Consider the following 20594-nt stretch of genomic DNA (forward strand, 5'->3'; position numbering starts at 1 on the left):
GTTCACTCATCATGGCGAAAATCCAGTTTTCTAGAGGTATAGACGAAGATGTAGTTCCTGATGTGCGCCTGACGCGATCGCGTACAGGTGAGAGTGGTACTGCAACATTTATTTTTGAAAATCCTAAAGCCTTAGCTCAAACCACCACCGAAGATATCACCGGGATGTACATGATCGATCAAGAAGGCGAAATCATCACCCGTGAAGTTAAGGCAAGATTTGTTAATGGTAAACCAGAAGCATTAGAAGCAGTTTACCTTATGAAATCTGCCGACGAATGGGATCGCTTTATGCGCTTCATGGAGCGATACGCCGATGAAAATGACTTGGGATTTAGTAAGTCTTAAGAGGTTTAGGGGGATGAGGGAGATGAGGGAGATGAGGGGGATGAGGAGGATGAGGGGGATGAGGGGGACAAACAAAGAAATTCCTATTATCAATTAGCCATTAGCCATTACCCATTCCCCATTGCCCCTTATCCCCAGAGGGGGCCCCGAGTTCCCCATGCCCAAACAGCGTAGCATTTTAATAAATTGGTATGACGAAACCTCACCCAGATGCACCAGGGATTGCGGTAAATTGTGCTGTTGTGACTGTCAGCGATACCCGATCCCCAGAGACAGACAAAAGCGGTCAGTTAATTCAGGAATTACTTTTGGCTGCTAATCATGCGATCGCAGCTTACAAAATTATCAAAGACGAACCAACACAAATCCAACAACAAATAGAACAGCTTGGTCAAGCTGCAAACCTAGATGTGGTGATTTTCAATGGTGGTACTGGTATTGCACCCAGAGATACCACCTATGATGCAATTGAAAAATTGCTGGAGAAGACCTTACCGGGATTTGGCGAATTATTTCGGTTCTTAAGTTACCAAGAAATTGGCTCCCGTGCGATCGCCTCTCGCGCCGTTGCTGGTGTTTACCAAAATAAATTAATCTTCTCCCTTCCTGGTTCTAGTAACGCCGTGCGCCTGGGAATGGAAAAGCTAATTGTGCCAGAACTGGTTCATTTAGTCAGCCAGGTGAGGGGATAGGGGACTGGGGACTGGTGACTGGTGGGGACTGGGGATTGGGATGAGGGAGATGAGGAAGCAGGGAAAAATACCATTACCACTGACAAATGACCAATGACAAATGACAAATGACCAATAAAAAACCCCACTAAATGCGGGGTTAGGTGATTTAATTTCAAATATTTTTCTTAAATCAGCTTGAGAATTAAGCGATCGCCATTGAGATTGTAGCTAAGAATGCGGCGATGATATAAAACACGGAGACCACTTGTAATTCTGACCAGCCTGTTAATTCTAAATGATGGTGTAGGGGTGCCATTTTGAAGAGGCGCTTACCTTTGCCATCTGGCCCTTTAGTAGCTTTGTAATAACTTACTTGCGCCATTACAGACAAGGTTTCTACAAAGAAGATACCGCTGAGAATGAACAGCATAACCAAACTGTTAGTTAGCAGCGCTACAGCAGCTAAACCGCCACCCAAAGCTAATGAACCAGTATCTCCCATAAAAACACGAGCTGGGTTGCGATTATGGGCTAGGAAACCTAAACAACCACCACTTAAAGCGGCACAGAAAATCATTAATTCTGGTGCGGTGGGTGCAATTACAGCACCAAGTGCCAAAAATGCGATCGCGGCTGTTCCACCAGCCAAGCCGTCAATACCATCGGTGAGATTTGTGGCGTTACTCTCTGCTACTAAAGCAAAGCCAGCTAGAGGCCAGAAGAGTAATCCTAGAGGAATTGAAACACCTAGCAAGGGTAAAGCAATATTTGTAATCCCTGTTGGTTGATTAAACATCAGCCACAGACAAAACAGTGATGCAAAAGCAATTTGCAGCCCAAGTTTCATCTTTGGGGATATACCCTTATTCGACTTGCGGCGGAGAATTTGCCAATCGTCTAACCAGCCAATTAACCCATAGCTGAGTGTCAATGCGGAAACAGCAAGCACTGGTGTGGCGAAATTCGACAATACACAGGCAATAATTACGCCAACGGGAATAAAGAATATACCCCCCATTGTTGGTGTACCTGCCTTTTTTAGATGTGCTTGAGGGCCATCTTCACGGATTATTTGCCCAGTTTTGAGTGCCTGTAGCAGTGGAATTACCCAGAAGCCTAAAGCCGCCGAGCATAGCGCACCCAATAGTAGTGGCAGGGTCAGAGACATACCCTGCCAAGGCAATCTATTACTTACAAAATCCAAAACCAATGCAGCCCCGCCTAGCCCTAAAGCCAAACAAGAAGCGATACCGATTCCAGAAAAGTTTAACTCTTGGTCAGGAGATAGTTTAGCGTCCACGGATATTTCCCTTCACTCCACACTTACAAAACTGAACATTCGTGGCGATTGATGCCACCCATTAACATTAATCTTCGGCAATACCGATATCGTCGTCATCATCATCAAAGTCAGCGATACCGTCTTCTCCACCAAGAAACTCTGAGATTTCTTCTTCTTCATCCTGAAAATCAGGCTCGTGAACGTCACGCGCGATAATCCGACCGCTGGATTGTAACCAGTCTATAAGAGAAGTCTCTTGTTTTAAAGGAATCACAGCAGCTCGCTGGTTGCGGGGTTCTTCACGTAATGGAGAATTCAACATATCGCACAATAAACAAATACATTCGAGTAACTAGACATTTAGAGTCTATCACTGGATACGAGATAATTTAGTTATTGATTCAACTCAAAGGTTGAATAATCCGCAATCTATCAAAAGAGATTTATTTAATTACCTTATGGTAGATGGCAGGAGTTTAATAGTAATGTAGTTAGGCTCTATACATTTGAGATTTCTATATATTTAATGCTGATTTCATCCTGATGATTTTGAGGTGATTAGCGATGATTGGAAAAACGGCTCTCTTCGATGCGATCGCTGGTACTAATCGCGGTTTACTGGCTAGTGAAAAGCAGAAACAAGCTATTTTAGCTGCGATCGCCACTTTGGAAGACCTTAATCCCACACCACTTCCTGTAGAAGCTGGTAGCTTACTTGATGGTAATTGGCGATTAATATATACCACAAGTAAGGGACTATTAAATCTGGATCGATTACCTTTCTTTAAACTCGGACAAATTTATCAGTATATCCGCGTAGAAAATACTAGCGTTTACAATATAGCCGAGATTTATGGCCTACCTTACCTTGAAGGATTGGTCAGCGTTGCCGCCAAATTTGAGCCACTCTCAGGTCGTCGCGTCCAAGTTAAATTTAATCGAAGTATCATTGGTTGGCAACGTCTATTAAGTTACAATTCCCCAGAAAATTTTATTCAAGAAATTGAAGCTGGTAGTAAATTTACGGCAATTGATACTGCGATTAACAGTGATAGACAACAAGGATGGTTGGATATCACTTATTTAGATAACGATCTCCGAATCGGTAGAGGTAATGAGGGGAGTTTATTTGTACTAAGCAAAGTGTGAGCGTTTCCTAAAGTTTTATGTGCGAACGAGACGAACTTAAGCGATAACGGGGCCTTTGTCAAGTAATATTTCACAGGTATTTATAAAAGGGACTGGGGACTGGGGACTGGGGTGATGAGGGAGATGAGGGAGATGAGGGAGATGAGGGAGATGAGGGAGATGAGGAAGATGAGGGAGAAAAGGGGATAGGGAGATATTCCTATTACCAATTACCAATTACCGATGCCCAATGCCCAATGCCCAATGCCCAATGCCCAATGCCCAATGCCCAATGCCCAATGCCCAATGCCCAATGCCCAATAGGAAAAATAACTTAACAATGCTTCTTGCTACGTCCTTCAGGTTGTAGAGTGAAATCAATTAGCCTTTATACATTGGCGATTGATAACTAAAAGGGAAAAAACTCATGGTTCAACGTGGTTCTAAAGTACGTATTCTCAGACCAGAGTCCTACTGGTTTCAAGATGTAGGTACCGTAGCGTCTATTGACCAAAGCGGTATCAAGTATTCTGTGATTGTCCGTTTTGACAAGGTCAATTATTCAGGGATCAACACCAATAATTTTGCTGAAGACGAATTATTGGAAGTTGCACCTCCAGCAGCAAAAGCTAAAAAGTAAGCACTGAAGCTACAAGGGGATTCTTTAATGGGATGATAGAGAGGAGTTCTAGGGTCACAAGCCAACCCTGAGAACTTTGGAGGTAATTTATTACTTCCTCACTCTCTACTCCCTATCCTCAACAAGCAAATAGCTTGCTTAACTCTGTTTGAATGCCTGAACTGCCTGAAGTTGAAACAGTCCGCAGGGGTCTCAATCAGTTGACCCTGAATCAAGAAATTACGGGTGGTGATGTGTTGCTAGATCGCACCATTGCCTACCCGTTTTCTGTTGGTGAATTTATTGATGGCATTAAAGGGAGTGCTATTACCAGTTGGTATCGTCGTGGTAAATACCTCCTCGCCCAACTGACTCCCGATTTCCAAGCCAAAACACAAGGAGAACACCCAAATTCTCCCTTATCCACCTCATCTCCCTCATCTCCCCCCTCCCCCGCTTGGCTAGGGGCGCATCTGCGAATGACTGGTCAATTACTATGGCTACATCGCGATGAACCATTACATAAGCACACGCGAGTCAGATTATTTTTCGGGGATCAACAGGAATTGCGCTTTGTAGATCAGCGTACTTTTGGTCAAATGTGGTGGGTTCCGCCAAATGTAGCGGTGGAAAGTATCATCACTGGTTTAGCAAAATTAGCAGTAGATCCATTTTCACCAGAATTTACGGTGGAATATTTGGCGCAAAAACTCAAAAATCGCCGCCGTCCTATCAAAACTGCTTTATTAGATCAGTCAGTTGTAGCGGGCTTAGGTAACATCTATGCTGATGAAGCGCTTTTTAAGAGTGGGATTTTACCAGAAACTTTTTGTACCGATTTGCAACCAAAGCAAATAGATCTGTTGCGGACTGCGATTATTCAAGTATTAGAAGCCAGTATCGCGGCTGGTGGTACCACTTTTAGTAATTTCCTCAATGTCAAAGGTGTTAACGGTAATTATGGCGGTGTGGCCTTAGTATACAACCGCACCGGAGAACCTTGTCGAGTTTGTGGTAATGTGATACAGCGAATTAAGTTAGCAGGGCGATCTAGTCATTTTTGCCCCGAATGTCAGCATTAGTTTAGCTAACTCTCAGCATAGAAATATATAAATAGTAGGCTTGGATTTTTGAGTATTACTGCAAGCTAAGATCCTGTATAAAACAATTAACAAAACATCGAGGGAATCTCATGGCAGTTAAAAAAGGAGATATGGTTCGCGCTATCCGCGAAAAATTAGAAAATAGTTTAGAAGCACAAGCCAGTGATTCTCGCTTTCCTGCTTACTTGTTTGATAGCAAAGGCGAAATTGTAGATGTTAAAGGTGATTACGCCTTAGTGAAGTTTGGACTAGTTCCAACACCAAATATTTGGTTACGTTTGGATCAGTTGGAAGAATTTAAATAAGGGCATTGGGCACAGGGCATTGGGCATTGGGAAGAATTTACCAATGCTCAATACCCTAAGCGATGGGGAGAACAACCTTGTCTACTTCAATGAATTTTTTTGCCACCTTCAATAAAACCTAAACTTCAGGGGTACGTTAAGTTTGTAGTAAAGGCTTTAGTCTTGGTTTTAAGCACTTAGATGCTTACTACTATTGATTGCTTATACAAAATTGCACTACCCACCCCGGCTTATGTTTTATTCATCCGATCCGTCTATTGTTTGTAGTTTTCCTCGCGTCAGCATTATTGGCGCAGGTAGAGTTGGTAGTACCCTAGCCCAACGGATTGCTGAGAAAAATCTTGCAGATGTAGTTTTATTAGATATCGTCCCTGGAATGCCTCAAGGATTGGCATTGGATTTGATGGAGTCTAGGGGCATTGAATTACATAATCGTCGGATTATTGGCACTAACGATTATATTGATACCGCAGGTTCAGAAATTGTGGTGATTACAGCCGGACTTCCCCGCAAACCAGGGATGACTAGGGATGACTTACTGATCATCAATGCCAAGATTGTAGTAGAAGCTGCCAAGAATGCGATCGCTCACTCTCCTAATGCTATTTTTATTGTCGTTACCAATCCTTTGGATGTGATGACTTATTTAGTTGGGCAAGCTACAGGTTTAACCCGCCCCAACCAGCAGGGATTTATCGCTAAACATCGTGTGATGGGCATGGCTGGCGTTTTAGACTCAGCCCGCTTTGAAACCTTCATTGCCCTAGAATTAGGAGTTTTACCAGCCGATGTCAAAGCAATGGTATTAGGTAGCCACGGTGATTTAATGGTTCCCTTACCCCGTTATGCCAATGTTAACGGCGTTCCCATTACAGAATTATTAGATACAGCCACCATAGAACGCTTAGTACAAAGAACCCGTAATGGCGGTGCAGAAATAGTGGAATTGATGCAAACAGGAGGCGCTTTTTTTGCTCCCGCTTCTGCTGTTAGCGTGATGGTGGAATCAATTTTGCTGAATCAATCGCGGTTGTTGCCCATAGCCGCATATCTTCAAGGTGAATATGGTTTAAACGACATTGTCATCGGCGTTCCCTGTCGCTTAGGTTGCGGCGGAATTGAAAGTGTATTGGAATTAAATCTCACCGATGAAGAGAAAGCTGCTTTACGTGTTTCTGCTCAATCTGTACGTTTAAATATTGACCGCGCACAGGAAATATTAGCTGCTGCAAAAATCTAATTTAATTCGTAATTTGTAATTCGTAATTAATAAGACTTACGCAACGCTGATAATGTCATTGCGACTGAAACGCAGTGTAGGGAATCAATCCCAGCGTCAGGGGAGATTACTTCGCTATGCTCGTAATGACGGAGTTCTACCAATTTGAAAAAAGAATGCGACAGATTGTAGGGGCACGGGCAATGCCACCTGTGTCAACTTAACGTAAAACCAGCTTGGTTGCAAGGTTTCGCCCTCACCCCCAGCCCCTCTCCCACAGGGTGAGGGGAGCAAGAGATTTAGTTCCCCTTCTCCTGCGGGAGAAGGGGTTAGGGGATGAGGGCGCGAGGTATTTGTACAACGCCCGCCCTATATCGCTTTTAGCTTAAGTTGACACCAATGGGGCAATGCCCTGCCCTCTATGAATATATTGATGTGTCGCAAACATTATTTGATTTGGTATTACGTTATTTTTGCGTAGTCCTGATTAAGAAATCATTTGTATAGTAAATGGCAGTAACATTTAATGCTACTGCCGTGGTTGCTATTCCATCAAGTTATTCTTTTGTTCCAATACCGACACATCAAAAGCAACATCGCAACCTTAGTTGGCTTTAGCGGCGGTATTCTTCATCCGCAGGATCGCCATAGGGGTCTTCGCTAGCTGGACGGACATCGCCGAAAAAGTTCTGGTCTGCGGGGTCGCCATAGGGGTCTTGGCTAGCTGGGATGGCGTTCCCGTAAACATCAGCGGGGTCGCCGTAGGGGTCTTGACTGGCGGGGATGGCGTTGCCGTAAACATCAGAGGGGTCGCCGTAGGGGTCTTGGCTAGCGGGGATAGCGTTACCGTAAACATCCTGGTCAGCAGGATCGCCGTAGGGATCTTCGCTAGCTGGGCGGACATCGCGATCGCGGTAATCTTCTTCAGCTTGATTATTGTTATTCCCTAAGAACAAATCCCTCGCTTTGCGGAAAAAATCATCTACCATGATCTATCTCCTGATTAATTTCGTGGTTTCCACGTGCGCGACAGGCGTTATCCTTCGGGAAATCGCTGTTAATTGCACACACGTTTCATTTATCTAAAATGCTGGAGCTTCAGTTGCACTGATCCCAGTTAAATCTCTACCTGTAGAGCGCCCGTTATAGCCTTGATAGTCGCGGTATCTCTGCGCTTCAGATTCAGGGACTCGGATTCCTTCGGAGGGTGGAGTTACCCAGTGGGCGCGATGTTCAGCATCGCGGTAGTAAACACGCCCATTCTTGGAAAGATAATATTTACCCTGCGCTCCTTCTTGTGAAGCATTTTTATGCTGGTTGTAGAGGTAGTAAAGCGCTGCTGCTCCTGCCAAAATTGCGACTTTCTGTCCTGTACCTAGCCCTTTCTTAGCTTGGGTTTGGTTTGAGATGTTGCGATCGCTCACTGTTCTACCAGCCGTATCATCAACTGGTGGGGGAACTGAAGCGTTGCGAGAACCGCCACAGCTAGTCAGCACGGGTACTATTAGTAATGCTGACAGACAAACCGCCAGCAGACGCGAAACCCATTTACGCTCTTTGTAAGTTGTGTTCATCGTTTTTTATGACCTGCATTTGCTCAAGCCGTGCTGTTGCAAAATACAGAATTAGAATTCCAAGTATTTTTTCGATTTCAGAAAAAATATTGGTAGCTCTTTCACAACAGCACAAGTAAAGCGTTTCACTGTTATAGTGATGCAGATTTGCAAGTATTCCATCCCGCCTTTGAAATAAACTGCCTTCATCCTTAAGTAATATGTTGGCAATTAACTAAGTAGCTCTGAGTTGGGAGAAGCGATCGCTATCGCTATTCGTAGGTACTTTTTTTGATGGTATTCAGAAAAACCTCTCTAACGAAAATCCACTTACAGAGTCTATCATCCTTTTCAAACATTGCGGTGCTTACAATATAGTCTCTAAAATAAATGAGCGAACACACAGATAATTGGCCTAATTATGAGCGATTTCCCTATAACTACATTGACTCTCAGGTAGAAGTAGTTATAGATGCAGATTTAAATTACTCAAAAAATCCTTTAATTATTACTGGCTACGCTTCTCTAGACAAAATTATAGACTTTCTCGACAAAAATTATGATAGATTCAGCAAAAATGCAGAGTCTTTTAACAGTATCCGTATTTTATTGGGTAATGAACCTTATCCTACAAACAAACAAGAGTTTAGCTCATCTAAGCAGTTCTCTGAAGAGATTGTGGAGTATTGGCTAGAACAGGGCATATCTATTCTTAAGTGTTATAAGGTTATTGCTGCTATCGAATTACTTAGAAGTGGTAAAGTTTATGCCAGGATTGCTAATAAAAAGCTCATTCACGCCAAGATTTACAAAGGTGATAATGCAATTACTATTGGTTCTAGCAATTTTAGTAATTTAGGTCTGAAATTTCAAATAGAAGGTAATGTAAGATTTAGAAAACAAAAAGAACCTGAAAGATTTGATGAAGCTTGCTTATTAGCAGAGAGAATTTGGGAACTAGGAAGGGACTACAAAGATGAACTGATTAAGCTACTTGAACAGCTACTTCACAAAGTTGACTGGAGGGAAGCACTAGCGAGAGCCTGTGTAGAATTGTTAGAAGGAGAATGGGCAAAAAAATATCAAACTACTAGCTATTTTAATGATGAGCTTCAACTGTGGCCATCTCAGGAAAAGGGAATTGCTCAGGCAATCTGGGTGATTGAAAATGTTGGCAGCGTACTCATAGCTGATGCCACAGGTTCGGGTAAGACTCATATGGGTTCTTACCTAATTAAATGTCTGATGAACCAAATTTGGAAGACTGGGCGAAAGCGCCGGGGCATACCAGTGTTGATTTGTCCTCCTGCTGTCAAAAATGCTTGGGAAAGTGAGTTTACTACTTGCAATCATAGTCTCAAAACAGTTTCTCATGGAAAACTAAGTAATCCAAATTCTGACGAAGATATTTCTAGCGAAGATATCGATATTCGTGCTATTCATCGTGCCCAAGTGTTAGCTGTTGATGAAGCACATAATTTTCTCAATAGAGGATCTAATAGAACTAAGGCAATATTTAGAAACATTGCCGACTATGTATTGCTATTTACCGCTACGCCTATCAACAAAAGCTCACGGGATTTGCTGGGAATCATTGAATTGCTGGGGGCTGACAACTTTGATGATGGATTATTGGAATACCTTAAACCTATATGGAATAATCGTGGCAAGTTAAATGAAAAGATGTCACCAAACCTTCGGGAGACACTAAGAGATGCGATTCAGCAATTTACTGTTAGACGCACCAAGACAATACTTAATCGCATGATCGATGAAGAACCAGAACGCTATAAAGATCGTTTTGGCAAACAGTGCCGCTACCCTGAACATCTATCTAAAAGTTTCACTTGTGGTGAAACTGACAGCGATCGCGCTATAGCTCAACAGATTCGGGATGAGACTCAAAAATTACTGGGTTTGATGTATCTCACAAAAATCCCACAACTGCCAGAATATCTTCGCAACCAAGGTAGGACTGAAGAAAATTTTATAGAGTGGCAATTGAAGAGAGCCAAGTTACAGGCCGCTTATATGATTATGGTTTGTTTGCGTTCTTCAAGGGCTGCACTGCTTGAACACATCTATGGAACTGAGTACGCTAAAAAACTATTTAAGCTTTTAGGCCAGGTCAAAAAAGAAGACACGGGTAACTCTATCAAAAAGTTGCAGGACATAGCTGGAAAACTACCAAAAAACAACTTGGAAATCGAGCTACCAGATTGGCTAGGCGATTCCAGCAAACATAAACAAGCTTGTAATGAGGAAATAAATATTTACAAAAATATTGCTAATTTATGCGAAAACCAGATGTCTGATTCGCGGCAAGAAACAAAGGCTCGCCAAATTATCAGATTACTAGATAATCATAAACTGGTGATAGCCTTTGATAGCAGTTTAATCAGTCTTCATGATATCAAGCATCACCTTGAAAAATATCAACGCGGCAAGGTCATTATCGCCACTGGAAACGATAACAAAGAGCGTGAACGCATCAATCAGATGTTTCAACTTGGATCGCAGGAATCAGGGATAATTGCTCTGTGTTCAGATGCAATGTCCGAAGGCGTTAATTTACAGCAAGCTTCAGCAGTTATCCAACTAACTATGCCTAGTGTAATGCGCTTGGCAGAGCAAAGAATAGGTCGGATCGATCGCATGGACAGTCCACATTCCACCATTGAGGTGTTATGGCCTAAAGATAGCAATGAGTTCGCCCTAAGGTCTTCTGAGAGCAAGTTTTTAGCTCGTCATAACTTGGTTTCTAATTTGTTGAGATCAAACCTACCATTGCCTGAAGACTTTTCTCCAGAAGAAGATACAAACTCATCAGATGATGTTGTGACATCGGAAGCTGATCTAGCTAATCTGAAAAATAAAATGCAAGATAGCGAAAGTCCGGAATGGAAAGATGTTTTTGACCCAGTGCGATCACTAATAGAGGGCGCTCGACCACTTGTTTCCAGAGAAAAATACAACGAAATTCGCACCAGTCAAGCAAGAACAAATTCATGTTTCAGTTTTGTTCAAGCAGAAACACATGAGGCTTGGGCTTTCTTTGCTATTGCTGGAACTGAATGGGGCGCACCACGTTGGGTTTATCTTGATGATGAAAACAACAACCCGATAACTGATTTGGATAAAATTAGTAAAAAGCTCCGAGAAAAAAATCTGTTTTCTCGCGATGAATATTCTGATAGAGAAACAGCTATTATACACCTAGAAAAATTCTTAAAAGCAGTTATCCGACATGAAAAAATGTTGCTGCCTCAAAAAAAGCAAAGAGCAATTGATGAAATGGAATTCATAATTGAAAAATACAAAATTAAAGCTGTTAAGGAAAAAAATAATGACCGAGAAATATTATGTAACAAAATTATTGACCTATTCAAAGAAGTAGAATTAGGGCAACAGCGTGTAGATTTAAGCCTTTTGGCTGAGTGGTGGATTGATCTAATTCGTCCTCACTGGTTTGAGCGTTTGAAGGAACACAGACGATCTAAACCTCTACGTCTCCAAGACATCCGCAATGATCTAATCCAAAATCCGATTTCTACAAAAGATCTCAACGAAGTATTTAAACTTCCCAAAGTTAAACCACTTGATGAGCGCATTGTAGCAGCAATAATTGGTATGTGGTGAAACTACACTTTTAACAGGTTATTTAGGACCAGTGAAAGGAGAAGATTGGAAACGCGATCGCTTTTACTACCTACGCGACTTACCCCTGTAGTTCTGTTTCCTTCGCGCTCTTTACGCCTACCCAGGGGGTGCTGCTTTGCAGTACGCGGTTTGTTTCAATACTGTGTAGAAGTAGCCCGTCGTTAGACATCGCTTTTATCCCAGCGTCAATATCCCAAGCTGATAATTAACTACTAACGGTAAAATCTTTAGCCACTCAGAACCTAGCAAAACTTCTATAATTTCGTCTCCTGCATAAACAGAAATGTCATACTCTTGCCCATCTAAGAGTACCTTACCTGAGTAAATATCAAATCTTGAGTATCCCTTAGCAGTTCGCAAACGTTCCTCACCACTGTAAACCCAATCTAGATCATTTACGTCTTGTTTATTAATAGCTAAAAAGCCTGTAAAGCCAGTATCTAACATAGCATCTACAGGCAAATTTAGCCTATCATTAGTAATCAAATCAAGTTCAAAAAATAACTGCCCCTCACTACCAAAGATTCCCTGAATCATATTCTGCCAGTAGTTCCCGTCTCATTCAGACAAAATACAAAATGTCTTTTATCTGGATACTTTTCTAATACTTTTTTGTGAGCTTGTATTCTATCTGCATCAATTAAGTAATCACCACTATCGGGTTCCACACCAACATACCAGCCATAGTGTTCTTTAATCAAATCAGGACGTACACGCTCAAAAATTACCCAACAACGTTGATCAAATGCTTCATCTTCAGCTTTGCGTATAGCAAGTTCTTCTGGCGATAAAGTCCGTTCTGGAAAAACTCGCCCTCTACGTGCTGGTTGTTTTGGCGTTAATTGAGTCATAATACCAACTATTACTAATGCCTAATTTTAATTTTAGAGTAATAAAAACCTGATTGTTTCTCAATAATACATAATCTGTAAACATAAAAATACCTCCATAATATGGAGGTATTTCTTTATTGAGGGTAACTCCCTTCAAGCTATTACCGCATGTGCAAATCAAGAAATCATGTCAATTACCTAAAAGCCTTGATATACAATTTTTTGACTTTTGGAGTACAGACGCGATTAATCGCGTCTCTGTGACTTTTGACTTCCGCACAACGGTGCTAATTGTTCCCTGCTAAGTTCAATAATTTCGCAGTCACTCCTAAGCTGTCTTCAAAAAGTGACTCATGTCCCCAACGTTGTACCTGCTGACTCAGCAATGCTTCTGCTTTTTGTTCCGACAGTGAACTGACTTGCTGGAACAAACCACCAGACTGCGCCCCACCGTGGGTTTCCATCCGCATACAACCGCCAGTTTCAGAACAAATCACTGTACCACAGTCAGCTTTGGGATTAGTAGAACTCAAGCGCAAGGCAATTAAATCACCTGCGATTTCACCCACATCAGCAACGGGAACCCCTGCTAATTCAGCTTCTACTTGCTTTTGGTCGTTGGTGACAAAGCGAATTTTACCTATCTCATAGTCTCCGCTTTCTTTTTCATAAGAAATCGGCATCCATTGCAATCGACTAGCTAGCCAACCTAAAAACAGCATTGCTTGTGTGGGGTTGCCTTTTTCATAGTCAATGTTAACTCGGTCAATTTCTTTCAACGCCGCGCAACGATTGGGTGAATCGTAAGCTTGCGCTGTTAATTCTTGCCAGGCTGACAAACGCCGCCAGTTTAAATCTGCTAAAGGTACGCCTGTTTCTACCAATTCTTGCAGACTCAGCAAATCACTTTCTGGTTCGTTGAAATTACAAGAATCAACGATGACATTATTGCAGATTGCCGCCAGCTTCTTGAATAAAGAATTGTTGGGATCTGGTGTTGCTTTCCACCACAAAAACTTAGGCAAACCACCAATCAACAAAGCTGGAATCATCCCGCCTATCCGTTCTAAGGCGCTAGCAGTTCCAGATAAAGTGATGTATTCACAACAAATGAGTGTACTAGAGGATTGCTTTTGAATTGGGCAATAAGCAGAAACTTGGGCTTTTACCCCTTCATCCTCTCCCGCAATGGGGCATAAGGCAATAATCCGGCACGGGTTCCGAATGGCAATTTCATCAGCAATTCTGGGGCTAGCTGAGTCTGCATAAGAAACAGCGCCATCTCCAGCAGATCCCCGCTGACCTTTGGCGAATTGTTCGCGCAACACAGCTAGGGTTTCAGGGTTAGCATTTCCGGTTTCAGGCAGTTCAAATTTGCGCTGTACTTCCCGTATTGCTGCTTGGGTTTGAGGCCCTAAAATACCGTCAATCGGCCCGTTGTAAAAGCCTAAAGTCGCCAAAAGATACTGGGTTTCTTCTGGTTCATAGACAACTAAAGTAAAAGTCGTGGCGCGAGTCGCCGCAGGTAGCGCACCATCATCACCAGCGATCCCATAACTTTGCCAAATTTGATTTAATTCCGCTTCAATTTCTGTGAGCGAAATATCCTTTGGTGCTTGCAGTGAAAAAATCGTAGGAGCTTGAGAAGTCATAGTCAATTTTGGATTTTGGATTTGGGATTTTGGATTTGTGATTTAAGATTTTGGATTAAGAATTTAGTAATTAGTAATAGACATTTGACCTGAGCCATAAATTATTACCTATTCCCTTGTTCCCAATCTAAAATCTAAAATCTAAAATCTAAAATTTTAGAGTCTGCGCCAGCGACGACCATCTTGATTAATCAAGAATTCCGCTTCTGCTGGTTCCCAAGTACCTGCTTCGTACCGAGGAATGGTATTTGGATCTGCGGGTGCATCCCAAACAGAAAGGGCTGGTGTCACTACCTGCCAAGCTGCTTCTACTTCATCTGCTCTGGTGAACAATGTTTGGTCGCCCATCATACAATCAAGGAAAAGGCGATCGTAAGCATCAGAAGTTGCTTGAATACCAAAGGAACCATAGCTAAAGTCCATGTCAACGGAACGGGTGCGGAATTCAGCCCCAGGCATTTTGACATCAAAACGCAGGGAAATTCCTTCGTTCGGTTGAATCCGCATAGCTAAAACATTGGCATTTCTTTGTTGTGCGGCAGATTGGAACATCCGAGAAGGAACATCCCGGAAGTGAATCGCAATCTCACTGACTTTTTTCGGCATCCGTTTGCCAGTACGCAGGTAGAAGGGTACGCCTTGCCAGCGCCAGTTATCGACTAAAAACTTCATTGCCACATAGGTGGGTGTTGTGGAGTTGGGGTCTACCCCTGGTTCTTCTCTATACCCAGGTACAGGTTGACCTTTCATCCACCCCGCACTGTATTGGCCTCTAACTGCGGCACGAGATAAGTTATTTACTTCTGCTAAACGTGTAGCTTGTAGCACCTTAACTTTTTCTGTACGGATACTATCAGCATCCATTGCGTTTGGTGCTTCCATCGCAGTTAAGCAATACAGTTGCATCAAGTGGTTTTGCAACATATCCCGCAACGCCCCAGCTTTTTCATAGTAGCCAGCGCGGTCTTCAACTCCTACGGTTTCTGCCACGGTAATTTGCACGTGGTCAACAAACTGACGGTTCCACAAAGGTTCAAAAATCGCATTGGCAAAGCGAAATACCAATAAATTTTGAACAGTTTCTTTCCCTAAATAGTGGTCAATCCGATAAACTTGGTTTTCTTTGCAGTATTTCTGCACCACTTTATTGAGGCTTTTAGCAGAAGCTAAGTCTCTACCAAAGGGTTTTTCAATGACTAGACGGTGTTTGTAGGGATCGTCTAGCATTCCTGCTCCCCCTAGTTGCTTAATCGCTTCCGGAAAGAAGTTAGGAGCGACAGAAAGGTAGAACATCCGGTTTCCCCGTGTCCCCCGTTTCTCATCTAATTCGCTCAATAAATTTTTGAGTTTTTGGTAGCTTTCGGGGTTATCTATATCTCCAGGGCAATAGAACAGACCTTGAGAGAAATCTTGCCAGAGTTCTCCTAGTTCGACATCACTATGAGCCTCTTGCATCCCCTTCTGCATTTGTTCGCGGAAGTAGTCATGGCTCCACTCACGGCGCGCCACACCCACAATGGTGGTTTCTGGGGGAATGCGCCGTTCCCGCCGCAATTTAAAAAGTGCAGGTACGAGTTTGCGCCAGGTAAGGTCACCGGAAGCGCCAAAAATAACTATAATCTGGGGTTCGGGCATCCCTTGCTGTTGCAGACCAACGCGCAGGGGATTTTCTAAGAGACTGACCATAGGAATTTGCAATTTGAGGTTTGAGATTTGGGATGTAGGAAGGGGAAAAGGGGAAGGGTGAAGGGGAAAAGGGGGATTGGTTAATCTTCCTTAGTCCCCACTCCCTAGCCCCTAGTCCCTAGTCCCTATACTGGTGACAATAGCTTGACTTTGTCTTCTAAAGAGTTCATTAAGGACTGGAAAGGCTGAACAAATTTGTCAATTCCTTCAACCAAAAGTTCGTCCATCACAGTATCGATATTGATATTGATGTCCGGATCTTTGAGGTTGGCTATCAGGTTGTAAGCTTCTTCTATACCTGTTTCAATGCGATTAGCAACATCGCAATGATCTGCACAAGCAGCAATTGTGGCAGGTGGTACGGTATTAACAGTGTCAGGCCCAATCAACTCATCGACATACATCACATCGCTGTAGTGAGGGTCTTTAGTGCTGGTGCTGGCCCAAAGTAAGCGCTGTACTTTAGCTCCTTTTGCGGCTAAGGCTTGCCAGCGATCGCTCTCAATAATCTTTTTGTATTCTTGATAAGCAATCTTAGCATTTGCGATCGCCACTTTCCCTTTCACAGCTTTCAGTTTTGCCTCGATGGCAATATCATCAACGCCTTTTTTCAACTTAGCATCAATCTTAGCGTCAATGTTGCTGTCAATGCGGCTGAGGAAGAAACTAGCGACGGAAGCTATGCGACTAATGTCTTCACCTGCTGCAGCCCGTTTTTCTAAGCCGCGAATATAAGCCCAAGCTGTCTTGATATAGCTATCTACTGAGAATAGCAATGTGATGTTGACATTCATCCCTTCAGATATCACCTGTTCCACTGCTGGTAAACCAGCTTCTGTCCCAGGGATTTTAATCATCAAATTTTCCCGCCCAATTTCTTGGAAATAGCGACGGGCTTCTTTAATGGTGGCTTCAGTATCATGGGCAATGGTTGGTGGTACTTCTATACTCACATAACCATCTAGCCCATTTGATGCTTCATATACAGGGCGCAAAATATCACAAGCATTGCGGATATCTGCAAAAGCTAGAGATTCATAAATTTTGTATGTTGGTAAGCCAGCACGAACTCCTGCTTCTATATCGGCATCATAAATCACATTACCGGCGTTGACGCCTTGCGTCTTGTCGCCAGACATCGCTTTTTCAAAAATCGCAGGGTTGGAGGTAATTCCACATATCCCTTGATTCTCTACTAAGTTCTTGAGTTCGCCGGATTGGATAATGTCACGGCTCAAGTTATCCATCCAGATACTTTGACCGTAATTTTTAATTTCCAATAAATGATTGGTTGCCATAGCTCTAGTTTGTTTCACTCCTGTAAAGATGTTTTTAAGTGAATTTGGCAAAACCCATCAAAGTTTGATGGTGACTTTTGAATTCTGGCGTTGCCAATCACTTATTGCATCGGCCACGTGAGATAATGTTTAATTCACTTGCCAAAAGTGCTATTCTGCATTCCCAATCGCCATAGTTAACTTTTATTTACTTTAGGCTGATATTCGCAGTGTCTTTGTATAAGCTTCTAACTCCTCATGCATAAAGTTAAAATCTCGAAAAAGCTGATAATGTCAGCTTTTTAACGTTTGAACTGAGAATTTTGCTCTTTAGTACTAGTGCAACACGGCGTAAATAACCAACCATCCAAAATTAACGAAACACTAATGCTGTATTCATTTTGAATTTTGAATTTTGAATTTTGAATTCCGCCTTGCGGTACTAGTGACCGTTTTGAATAAAAGACTCCACTTTAGCTACATCCTCTCTACTACCAATAATTAGAGGTGTGCGCTGATGCAGTTTTTTCGGTACTACATCCAAGATATCTACCAATCCTGTCGTCGCCCGGCCACCTGCTTGTTCAATCACATAAGCTAGGGGAGCAGTTTCATACAGCAAGCGCAACTTACCTTCTGGTTTTTGAATTGTCCCTGGATAGAGGAACACTCCACCTTGAATCAACACTCGATGAATATCGCTGACCATTGCCCCACTGTAGCGAGCCGTGTAGCCTTCTGTACGATGGACATAGCGGATATATTCCCGATAGGATTCTTCCCACTGCCAAAAATTCCCTTCATTCACGCTATACACCGCGCCGTGATTCGGAATGCGGATATTTTCTTCTGTGAGAATAAACTCACCTAAGCTGGGATCGAGGGTAAATGAGTGAACGCCCTTACCTATAGTATAGACAAGCATAGTGCTGGGGCCATAAAGGATGTATCCCGCCGCAATTTGGTTACGTCCATTGCTGAGTAGGTCTAATGCTTTGCCATCAGTATCATCGCCTTCCTGCCGCCTAATAGAAAAAATTGAACCTAAACTGAGATTAATATCAGTATTAGACGAGCCATCAATTGGGTCATAGAGTAAGGTATAGCGACCAATAGGGCAGTTTTCTGGGATATAGTAGGGCTTATCCATTTCCTCAGATGCTAGGCGACAAACTAAGCCGCTTTGCTTGAAAACTGCAATAAATACATCATTGGCATAGACATCCATCTTTTTGACGGATTCTCCCTGGACATTGACATCTCCAGTAAATCCCAAAACACCTTCCATCAATCCAGCATGGCTCATGTGACGAGCAATTAGTTTGCCTGCTAGAGCGATGCGATTCATCAGCGCACTCAAATCTTGCGCCTCTGCTGCAAAACTTTGACATTGCTGTAAAACGTGACGGGATAACGTTGTACAATCACGATCTAAAGCCCTATCTCCACCGAATTTTTTAGACAAATCTAAAGATTCAGGCGCTTGAGCCATTTTGTTGTTCTCCCTAGGATTTTGTGTTCGTTCGGCTGATGCCGTTGATGGCAACTTATCTAGTCTCTGCCTCTATCTTAGAAAGGTAATTTGATAACCCATATCTGTTTTTAGATAAACTAAAGAAATGAAGATTTATTGGCTGTTACGCCTTAGGGAATAGATTTAAGTATATTTGCTTAAATTTTTAGGCAATTTTATCTTGTAGCTACATATCTGTTCCAAATTTCAGTAGCTTACACAGCCTAGTAGTACACCAAGGCAACTTGGCGGGGGAAAGGTTAAAGGGGAAAGGTTTTTGTCCCTTACCCTTTTCCCTTTAACCTTTTCCCAACCTCCACCTAACATTTTTGGGTTGGCAGACTAATATTATTGTGCTAACTCTGGCTGGATGAAATTGTTTATTAATTTTGCAAAAATGCGAAAAACCGACCAGAGATCGGAATCTGTTTAGCGATCGCAACTAGTCGGGTCTAATTTTTAGATAGTTCTATGATGGAAAACTGCTTCTAGTAGATTTTACCTACTCAGGTATTGCGTAACTAGAAACCTATTTGCTATTATCGTATTCCATAGATTTTATATCTCTTGTTGTTTAGCCCAGCTACCTCGTCGATTATCTTCCCGTGGTTTAGCTTTATTGACCCTGAGTTGACGGCCCATCCATTCTGCACCATCTAATTCAGTAATAGCAGCATCCTCCTGGGCATCTTCAGTCATATCAACAAATGCAAAGCCCCGAAGTCTACCAGTTTCGCGGTCTGTAGGTAGAACTACCCTTTTGACCTCGCCATAATCTGTAAAAACTGCTCTTAAATCCGCCTCGGTAGCGCGGTAGGAGAGATTTCCAACGTAAATAGTCATGTGGGATCACGTAAGTTTCAACAAGGAGCGATGAGTTCAGCTAAAAAACAGATATATATAACTTGCAACTCTGGCACAGTTTCCTCTGATTCACAGATGGCGAATGTTGTAGCGCTGCAACCCTAATGGGGGGATTGTCTACAACTAAATGGGCCATGTGGCTGAACTTACTCATACGCTCATATAATAACTGATCGTGATATTTTTCAAAGTATGAGATTTTACAAACCCTCATAACATAAAATTAATAGTTATTATATATTTTTCTAATTTTATCGTATAATAGTTAATTCTTATACTAAGTATATATAAGAATTACTTAATAGTGAAGATTGTAAATTTGTCTAGTACATTGCTACGTAAGTCAACCAGCTAACAGCCTAGACTATAAACTTTTTGACTTTTGAATTGAGCACAGCGTATTAGTAGTACACCACATTAATTTTGACAGATGAATCAAAGTGGTGGACTACTAGTTGCTAATCCTAGCCTTATTTTTCAAGCTGGATTTGCATGATGCGGAAGTTTAATCAATCGTAATCTGTTGAGGCCCACCTGCTTTACCATTATGAGCCTCAGTTCCAGTTGAGGTGTAAGTGGTTGAGCCAGTTTGTTTATCTAGCCAGCTTTTCACGGGATCATCAGCAAGGTTAAGCCGAAACACCCCTGAAAAGAATCCTCCCAAAAATGAGACTGGGTGTTGGGTAAGTTCTTTGAAAATAGGTGACAATTCATCAATGAACATTAAGAGTCTCCTGGTAATAGCCTTATAAAATTATTACTTCTTTATTGATCGTAACGTGGAAATCAAAATTAGATTATTAGTAGCGTAGTATACAAAAGTCTTGAATACGCAGATACCCGACTTAATTTAGTAAGTCGGGTATCTAGATTTTCACT

At 42.3% G+C, this 20594-nt stretch carries 20 protein-coding genes; 8 read left to right on the plus strand and 12 right to left on the minus strand.

Annotated elements, in window-relative coordinates; all coding sequences use genetic code 11:
- Window positions 1-11: 11 nt before the first annotated feature.
- Window positions 12-347 carry a photosystem II reaction center protein Psb28 gene (gene psb28 / locus HGR01_RS34985; protein ID WP_045873356.1) on the plus strand — a complete coding sequence of 112 codons (336 nt, stop codon included), beginning with the start codon at window positions 12-14 and terminating at the stop codon, window positions 345-347.
- A 191-nt stretch (window positions 348-538) separates the two neighbouring features.
- Entirely contained in the window at window positions 539-1039 is a 501-nt protein-coding gene (locus HGR01_RS34990) for a molybdenum cofactor biosynthesis protein B (RefSeq protein WP_045873357.1), read from the plus strand.
- 184 nt (window positions 1040-1223) lie between these two features.
- On the opposite strand, the gene mraY is transcribed toward HGR01_RS34990, so the two are convergent.
- Both mraY and HGR01_RS35000 read right to left on the minus strand, forming a co-directional pair.
- Entirely contained in the window at window positions 1224-2321 is a 1098-nt protein-coding gene (gene mraY / locus HGR01_RS34995; RefSeq protein WP_045873358.1) for a phospho-N-acetylmuramoyl-pentapeptide-transferase, read from the minus strand.
- Between the two features lie 67 nt (window positions 2322-2388).
- Window positions 2389-2625, minus strand: coding sequence for a DUF3134 domain-containing protein (locus HGR01_RS35000; RefSeq protein ID WP_045873359.1), 237 nt, complete (start codon window positions 2623-2625; stop codon window positions 2389-2391).
- Window positions 2626-2867: 242 nt separating this feature from the next.
- Between HGR01_RS35000 and HGR01_RS35005 the strand changes: the two genes are divergently transcribed.
- The 5 genes from HGR01_RS35005 to mdh all read left to right on the plus strand — a co-directional run bounded on the left by HGR01_RS35005 (window position 2868) and on the right by mdh (window position 6698).
- Window positions 2868-3452, plus strand: coding sequence for a PAP/fibrillin family protein (locus tag HGR01_RS35005; RefSeq protein WP_045873360.1), 585 nt, complete (start codon window positions 2868-2870; stop codon window positions 3450-3452).
- Between the two features lie 406 nt (window positions 3453-3858).
- Window positions 3859-4071 (plus strand): photosystem I reaction center subunit IV, encoded by a 213-nt coding sequence (locus HGR01_RS35010; RefSeq protein ID WP_045873361.1) that lies wholly within the window; start codon window positions 3859-3861, stop codon window positions 4069-4071.
- A gap of 152 nt (window positions 4072-4223) precedes the next feature.
- A complete protein-coding gene (locus HGR01_RS35015; protein WP_045873362.1) occupies window positions 4224-5132 on the plus strand; it encodes a DNA-formamidopyrimidine glycosylase in 909 nt (302 codons plus the stop codon).
- A gap of 110 nt (window positions 5133-5242) precedes the next feature.
- Window positions 5243-5458 (plus strand): NAD(P)H-quinone oxidoreductase subunit O, encoded by a 216-nt coding sequence (locus HGR01_RS35020; RefSeq protein WP_045873363.1) that lies wholly within the window; start codon window positions 5243-5245, stop codon window positions 5456-5458.
- A 232-nt stretch (window positions 5459-5690) separates the two neighbouring features.
- Window positions 5691-6698: a malate dehydrogenase gene (gene mdh / locus HGR01_RS35025; protein ID WP_045873364.1), complete on the plus strand. Its 1008-nt coding sequence runs from the start codon at window positions 5691-5693 to the stop codon at window positions 6696-6698.
- A 593-nt stretch (window positions 6699-7291) separates the two neighbouring features.
- Here the strand turns inward: mdh and HGR01_RS35030 are convergent.
- A complete protein-coding gene (locus HGR01_RS35030) occupies window positions 7292-7666 on the minus strand; it encodes a hypothetical protein (RefSeq protein WP_045873365.1) in 375 nt (124 codons plus the stop codon).
- 93 nt (window positions 7667-7759) lie between these two features.
- The gene (locus HGR01_RS35035) at window positions 7760-8251 is read right to left on the minus strand and encodes a hypothetical protein (protein ID WP_045873366.1); all 492 of its coding nucleotides are present in this window, start codon (window positions 8249-8251) and stop codon (window positions 7760-7762) included.
- A 369-nt stretch (window positions 8252-8620) separates the two neighbouring features.
- Between HGR01_RS35035 and HGR01_RS35040 the strand changes: the two genes are divergently transcribed.
- The gene (locus HGR01_RS35040) at window positions 8621-11869 is read left to right on the plus strand and encodes an SNF2-related protein (RefSeq protein WP_045873367.1); all 3249 of its coding nucleotides are present in this window, start codon (window positions 8621-8623) and stop codon (window positions 11867-11869) included.
- A 195-nt stretch (window positions 11870-12064) separates the two neighbouring features.
- Here the strand turns inward: HGR01_RS35040 and HGR01_RS35045 are convergent, their stop codons facing one another.
- The 8 genes from HGR01_RS35045 to HGR01_RS35080 form a co-directional block, all read right to left on the minus strand.
- A complete protein-coding gene (locus tag HGR01_RS35045; RefSeq protein ID WP_045873368.1) occupies window positions 12065-12427 on the minus strand; it encodes an aspartyl protease in 363 nt (120 codons plus the stop codon).
- Window positions 12424-12741, minus strand: coding sequence for a hypothetical protein (locus HGR01_RS35050; RefSeq protein WP_045873369.1), 318 nt, complete (start codon window positions 12739-12741; stop codon window positions 12424-12426). Before HGR01_RS35050 ends, HGR01_RS35045 begins: the two co-directional genes overlap by 4 nt.
- A 269-nt stretch (window positions 12742-13010) precedes the next feature.
- On the minus strand, window positions 13011-14375 hold the full coding sequence (gene opcA, locus HGR01_RS35055; protein ID WP_045873370.1) for a glucose-6-phosphate dehydrogenase assembly protein OpcA: 1365 nt from the start codon (window positions 14373-14375) through the stop codon (window positions 13011-13013).
- A 156-nt stretch (window positions 14376-14531) separates the two neighbouring features.
- Window positions 14532-16061 (minus strand): glucose-6-phosphate dehydrogenase, encoded by a 1530-nt coding sequence (gene zwf, locus HGR01_RS35060; protein WP_045873371.1) that lies wholly within the window; start codon window positions 16059-16061, stop codon window positions 14532-14534.
- A gap of 125 nt (window positions 16062-16186) precedes the next feature.
- Complete coding sequence (gene tal / locus HGR01_RS35065) at window positions 16187-17359, minus strand: transaldolase (protein ID WP_045873372.1); 1173 nt, start codon at window positions 17357-17359, stop codon at window positions 16187-16189.
- A gap of 421 nt (window positions 17360-17780) precedes the next feature.
- Window positions 17781-18830, minus strand: coding sequence for a class 1 fructose-bisphosphatase (gene fbp, locus HGR01_RS35070; protein ID WP_045873373.1), 1050 nt, complete (start codon window positions 18828-18830; stop codon window positions 17781-17783).
- Between the two features lie 579 nt (window positions 18831-19409).
- Window positions 19410-19694, minus strand: a complete 285-nt coding sequence (locus tag HGR01_RS35075; protein ID WP_045873374.1) for an RNA recognition motif domain-containing protein — start codon at window positions 19692-19694, stop codon at window positions 19410-19412.
- 526 nt (window positions 19695-20220) lie between these two features.
- A complete protein-coding gene (locus HGR01_RS35080; protein WP_045873375.1) occupies window positions 20221-20439 on the minus strand; it encodes a hypothetical protein in 219 nt (72 codons plus the stop codon).
- Between the last annotated feature and the right edge of the window lie 155 nt (window positions 20440-20594).

Source organism: Tolypothrix sp. PCC 7712, from assembly GCF_025860405.1.
GTDB classification, from domain to species: domain Bacteria; phylum Cyanobacteriota; class Cyanobacteriia; order Cyanobacteriales; family Nostocaceae; genus Aulosira; species Aulosira diplosiphon.

Excerpts from the sequence above, each read along its gene's own strand:
- HGR01_RS35010 (WP_045873361.1), top strand. The coding sequence starts at position 3,859 with ATGGTTCAACGTGGTTCTAAAGTACGTATTCTCAGACCAGAGTCCTAC.
- HGR01_RS34990 (WP_045873357.1), top strand. The coding sequence starts at position 539 with ATGACGAAACCTCACCCAGATGCACCAGGGATTGCGGTAAATTGTGCT.
- HGR01_RS35035 (WP_045873366.1), bottom strand. The coding sequence starts at position 8,251 with ATGAACACAACTTACAAAGAGCGTAAATGGGTTTCGCGTCTGCTGGCG.
- HGR01_RS35050 (WP_045873369.1), bottom strand. The coding sequence starts at position 12,741 with ATGACTCAATTAACGCCAAAACAACCAGCACGTAGAGGGCGAGTTTTT.
- HGR01_RS35040 (WP_045873367.1), top strand. The coding sequence starts at position 8,621 with ATGAGCGAACACACAGATAATTGGCCTAATTATGAGCGATTTCCCTAT.
- HGR01_RS35000 (WP_045873359.1), bottom strand. The coding sequence starts at position 2,625 with ATGTTGAATTCTCCATTACGTGAAGAACCCCGCAACCAGCGAGCTGCT.
- HGR01_RS35030 (WP_045873365.1), bottom strand. The coding sequence starts at position 7,666 with ATGGTAGATGATTTTTTCCGCAAAGCGAGGGATTTGTTCTTAGGGAAT.
- psb28 (WP_045873356.1), top strand. The coding sequence starts at position 12 with ATGGCGAAAATCCAGTTTTCTAGAGGTATAGACGAAGATGTAGTTCCT.
- tal (WP_045873372.1), bottom strand. The coding sequence starts at position 17,359 with ATGGCAACCAATCATTTATTGGAAATTAAAAATTACGGTCAAAGTATC.
- HGR01_RS35075 (WP_045873374.1), bottom strand. The coding sequence starts at position 19,694 with ATGACTATTTACGTTGGAAATCTCTCCTACCGCGCTACCGAGGCGGAT.
- HGR01_RS35080 (WP_045873375.1), bottom strand. The coding sequence starts at position 20,439 with ATGTTCATTGATGAATTGTCACCTATTTTCAAAGAACTTACCCAACAC.
- HGR01_RS35015 (WP_045873362.1), top strand. The coding sequence starts at position 4,224 with ATGCCTGAACTGCCTGAAGTTGAAACAGTCCGCAGGGGTCTCAATCAG.
- fbp (WP_045873373.1), bottom strand. The coding sequence starts at position 18,830 with ATGGCTCAAGCGCCTGAATCTTTAGATTTGTCTAAAAAATTCGGTGGA.
- HGR01_RS35005 (WP_045873360.1), top strand. The coding sequence starts at position 2,868 with ATGATTGGAAAAACGGCTCTCTTCGATGCGATCGCTGGTACTAATCGC.
- HGR01_RS35020 (WP_045873363.1), top strand. The coding sequence starts at position 5,243 with ATGGCAGTTAAAAAAGGAGATATGGTTCGCGCTATCCGCGAAAAATTA.
- opcA (WP_045873370.1), bottom strand. The coding sequence starts at position 14,375 with ATGACTTCTCAAGCTCCTACGATTTTTTCACTGCAAGCACCAAAGGAT.
- HGR01_RS35045 (WP_045873368.1), bottom strand. The coding sequence starts at position 12,427 with ATGATTCAGGGAATCTTTGGTAGTGAGGGGCAGTTATTTTTTGAACTT.
- mdh (WP_045873364.1), top strand. The coding sequence starts at position 5,691 with ATGTTTTATTCATCCGATCCGTCTATTGTTTGTAGTTTTCCTCGCGTC.
- zwf (WP_045873371.1), bottom strand. The coding sequence starts at position 16,061 with ATGGTCAGTCTCTTAGAAAATCCCCTGCGCGTTGGTCTGCAACAGCAA.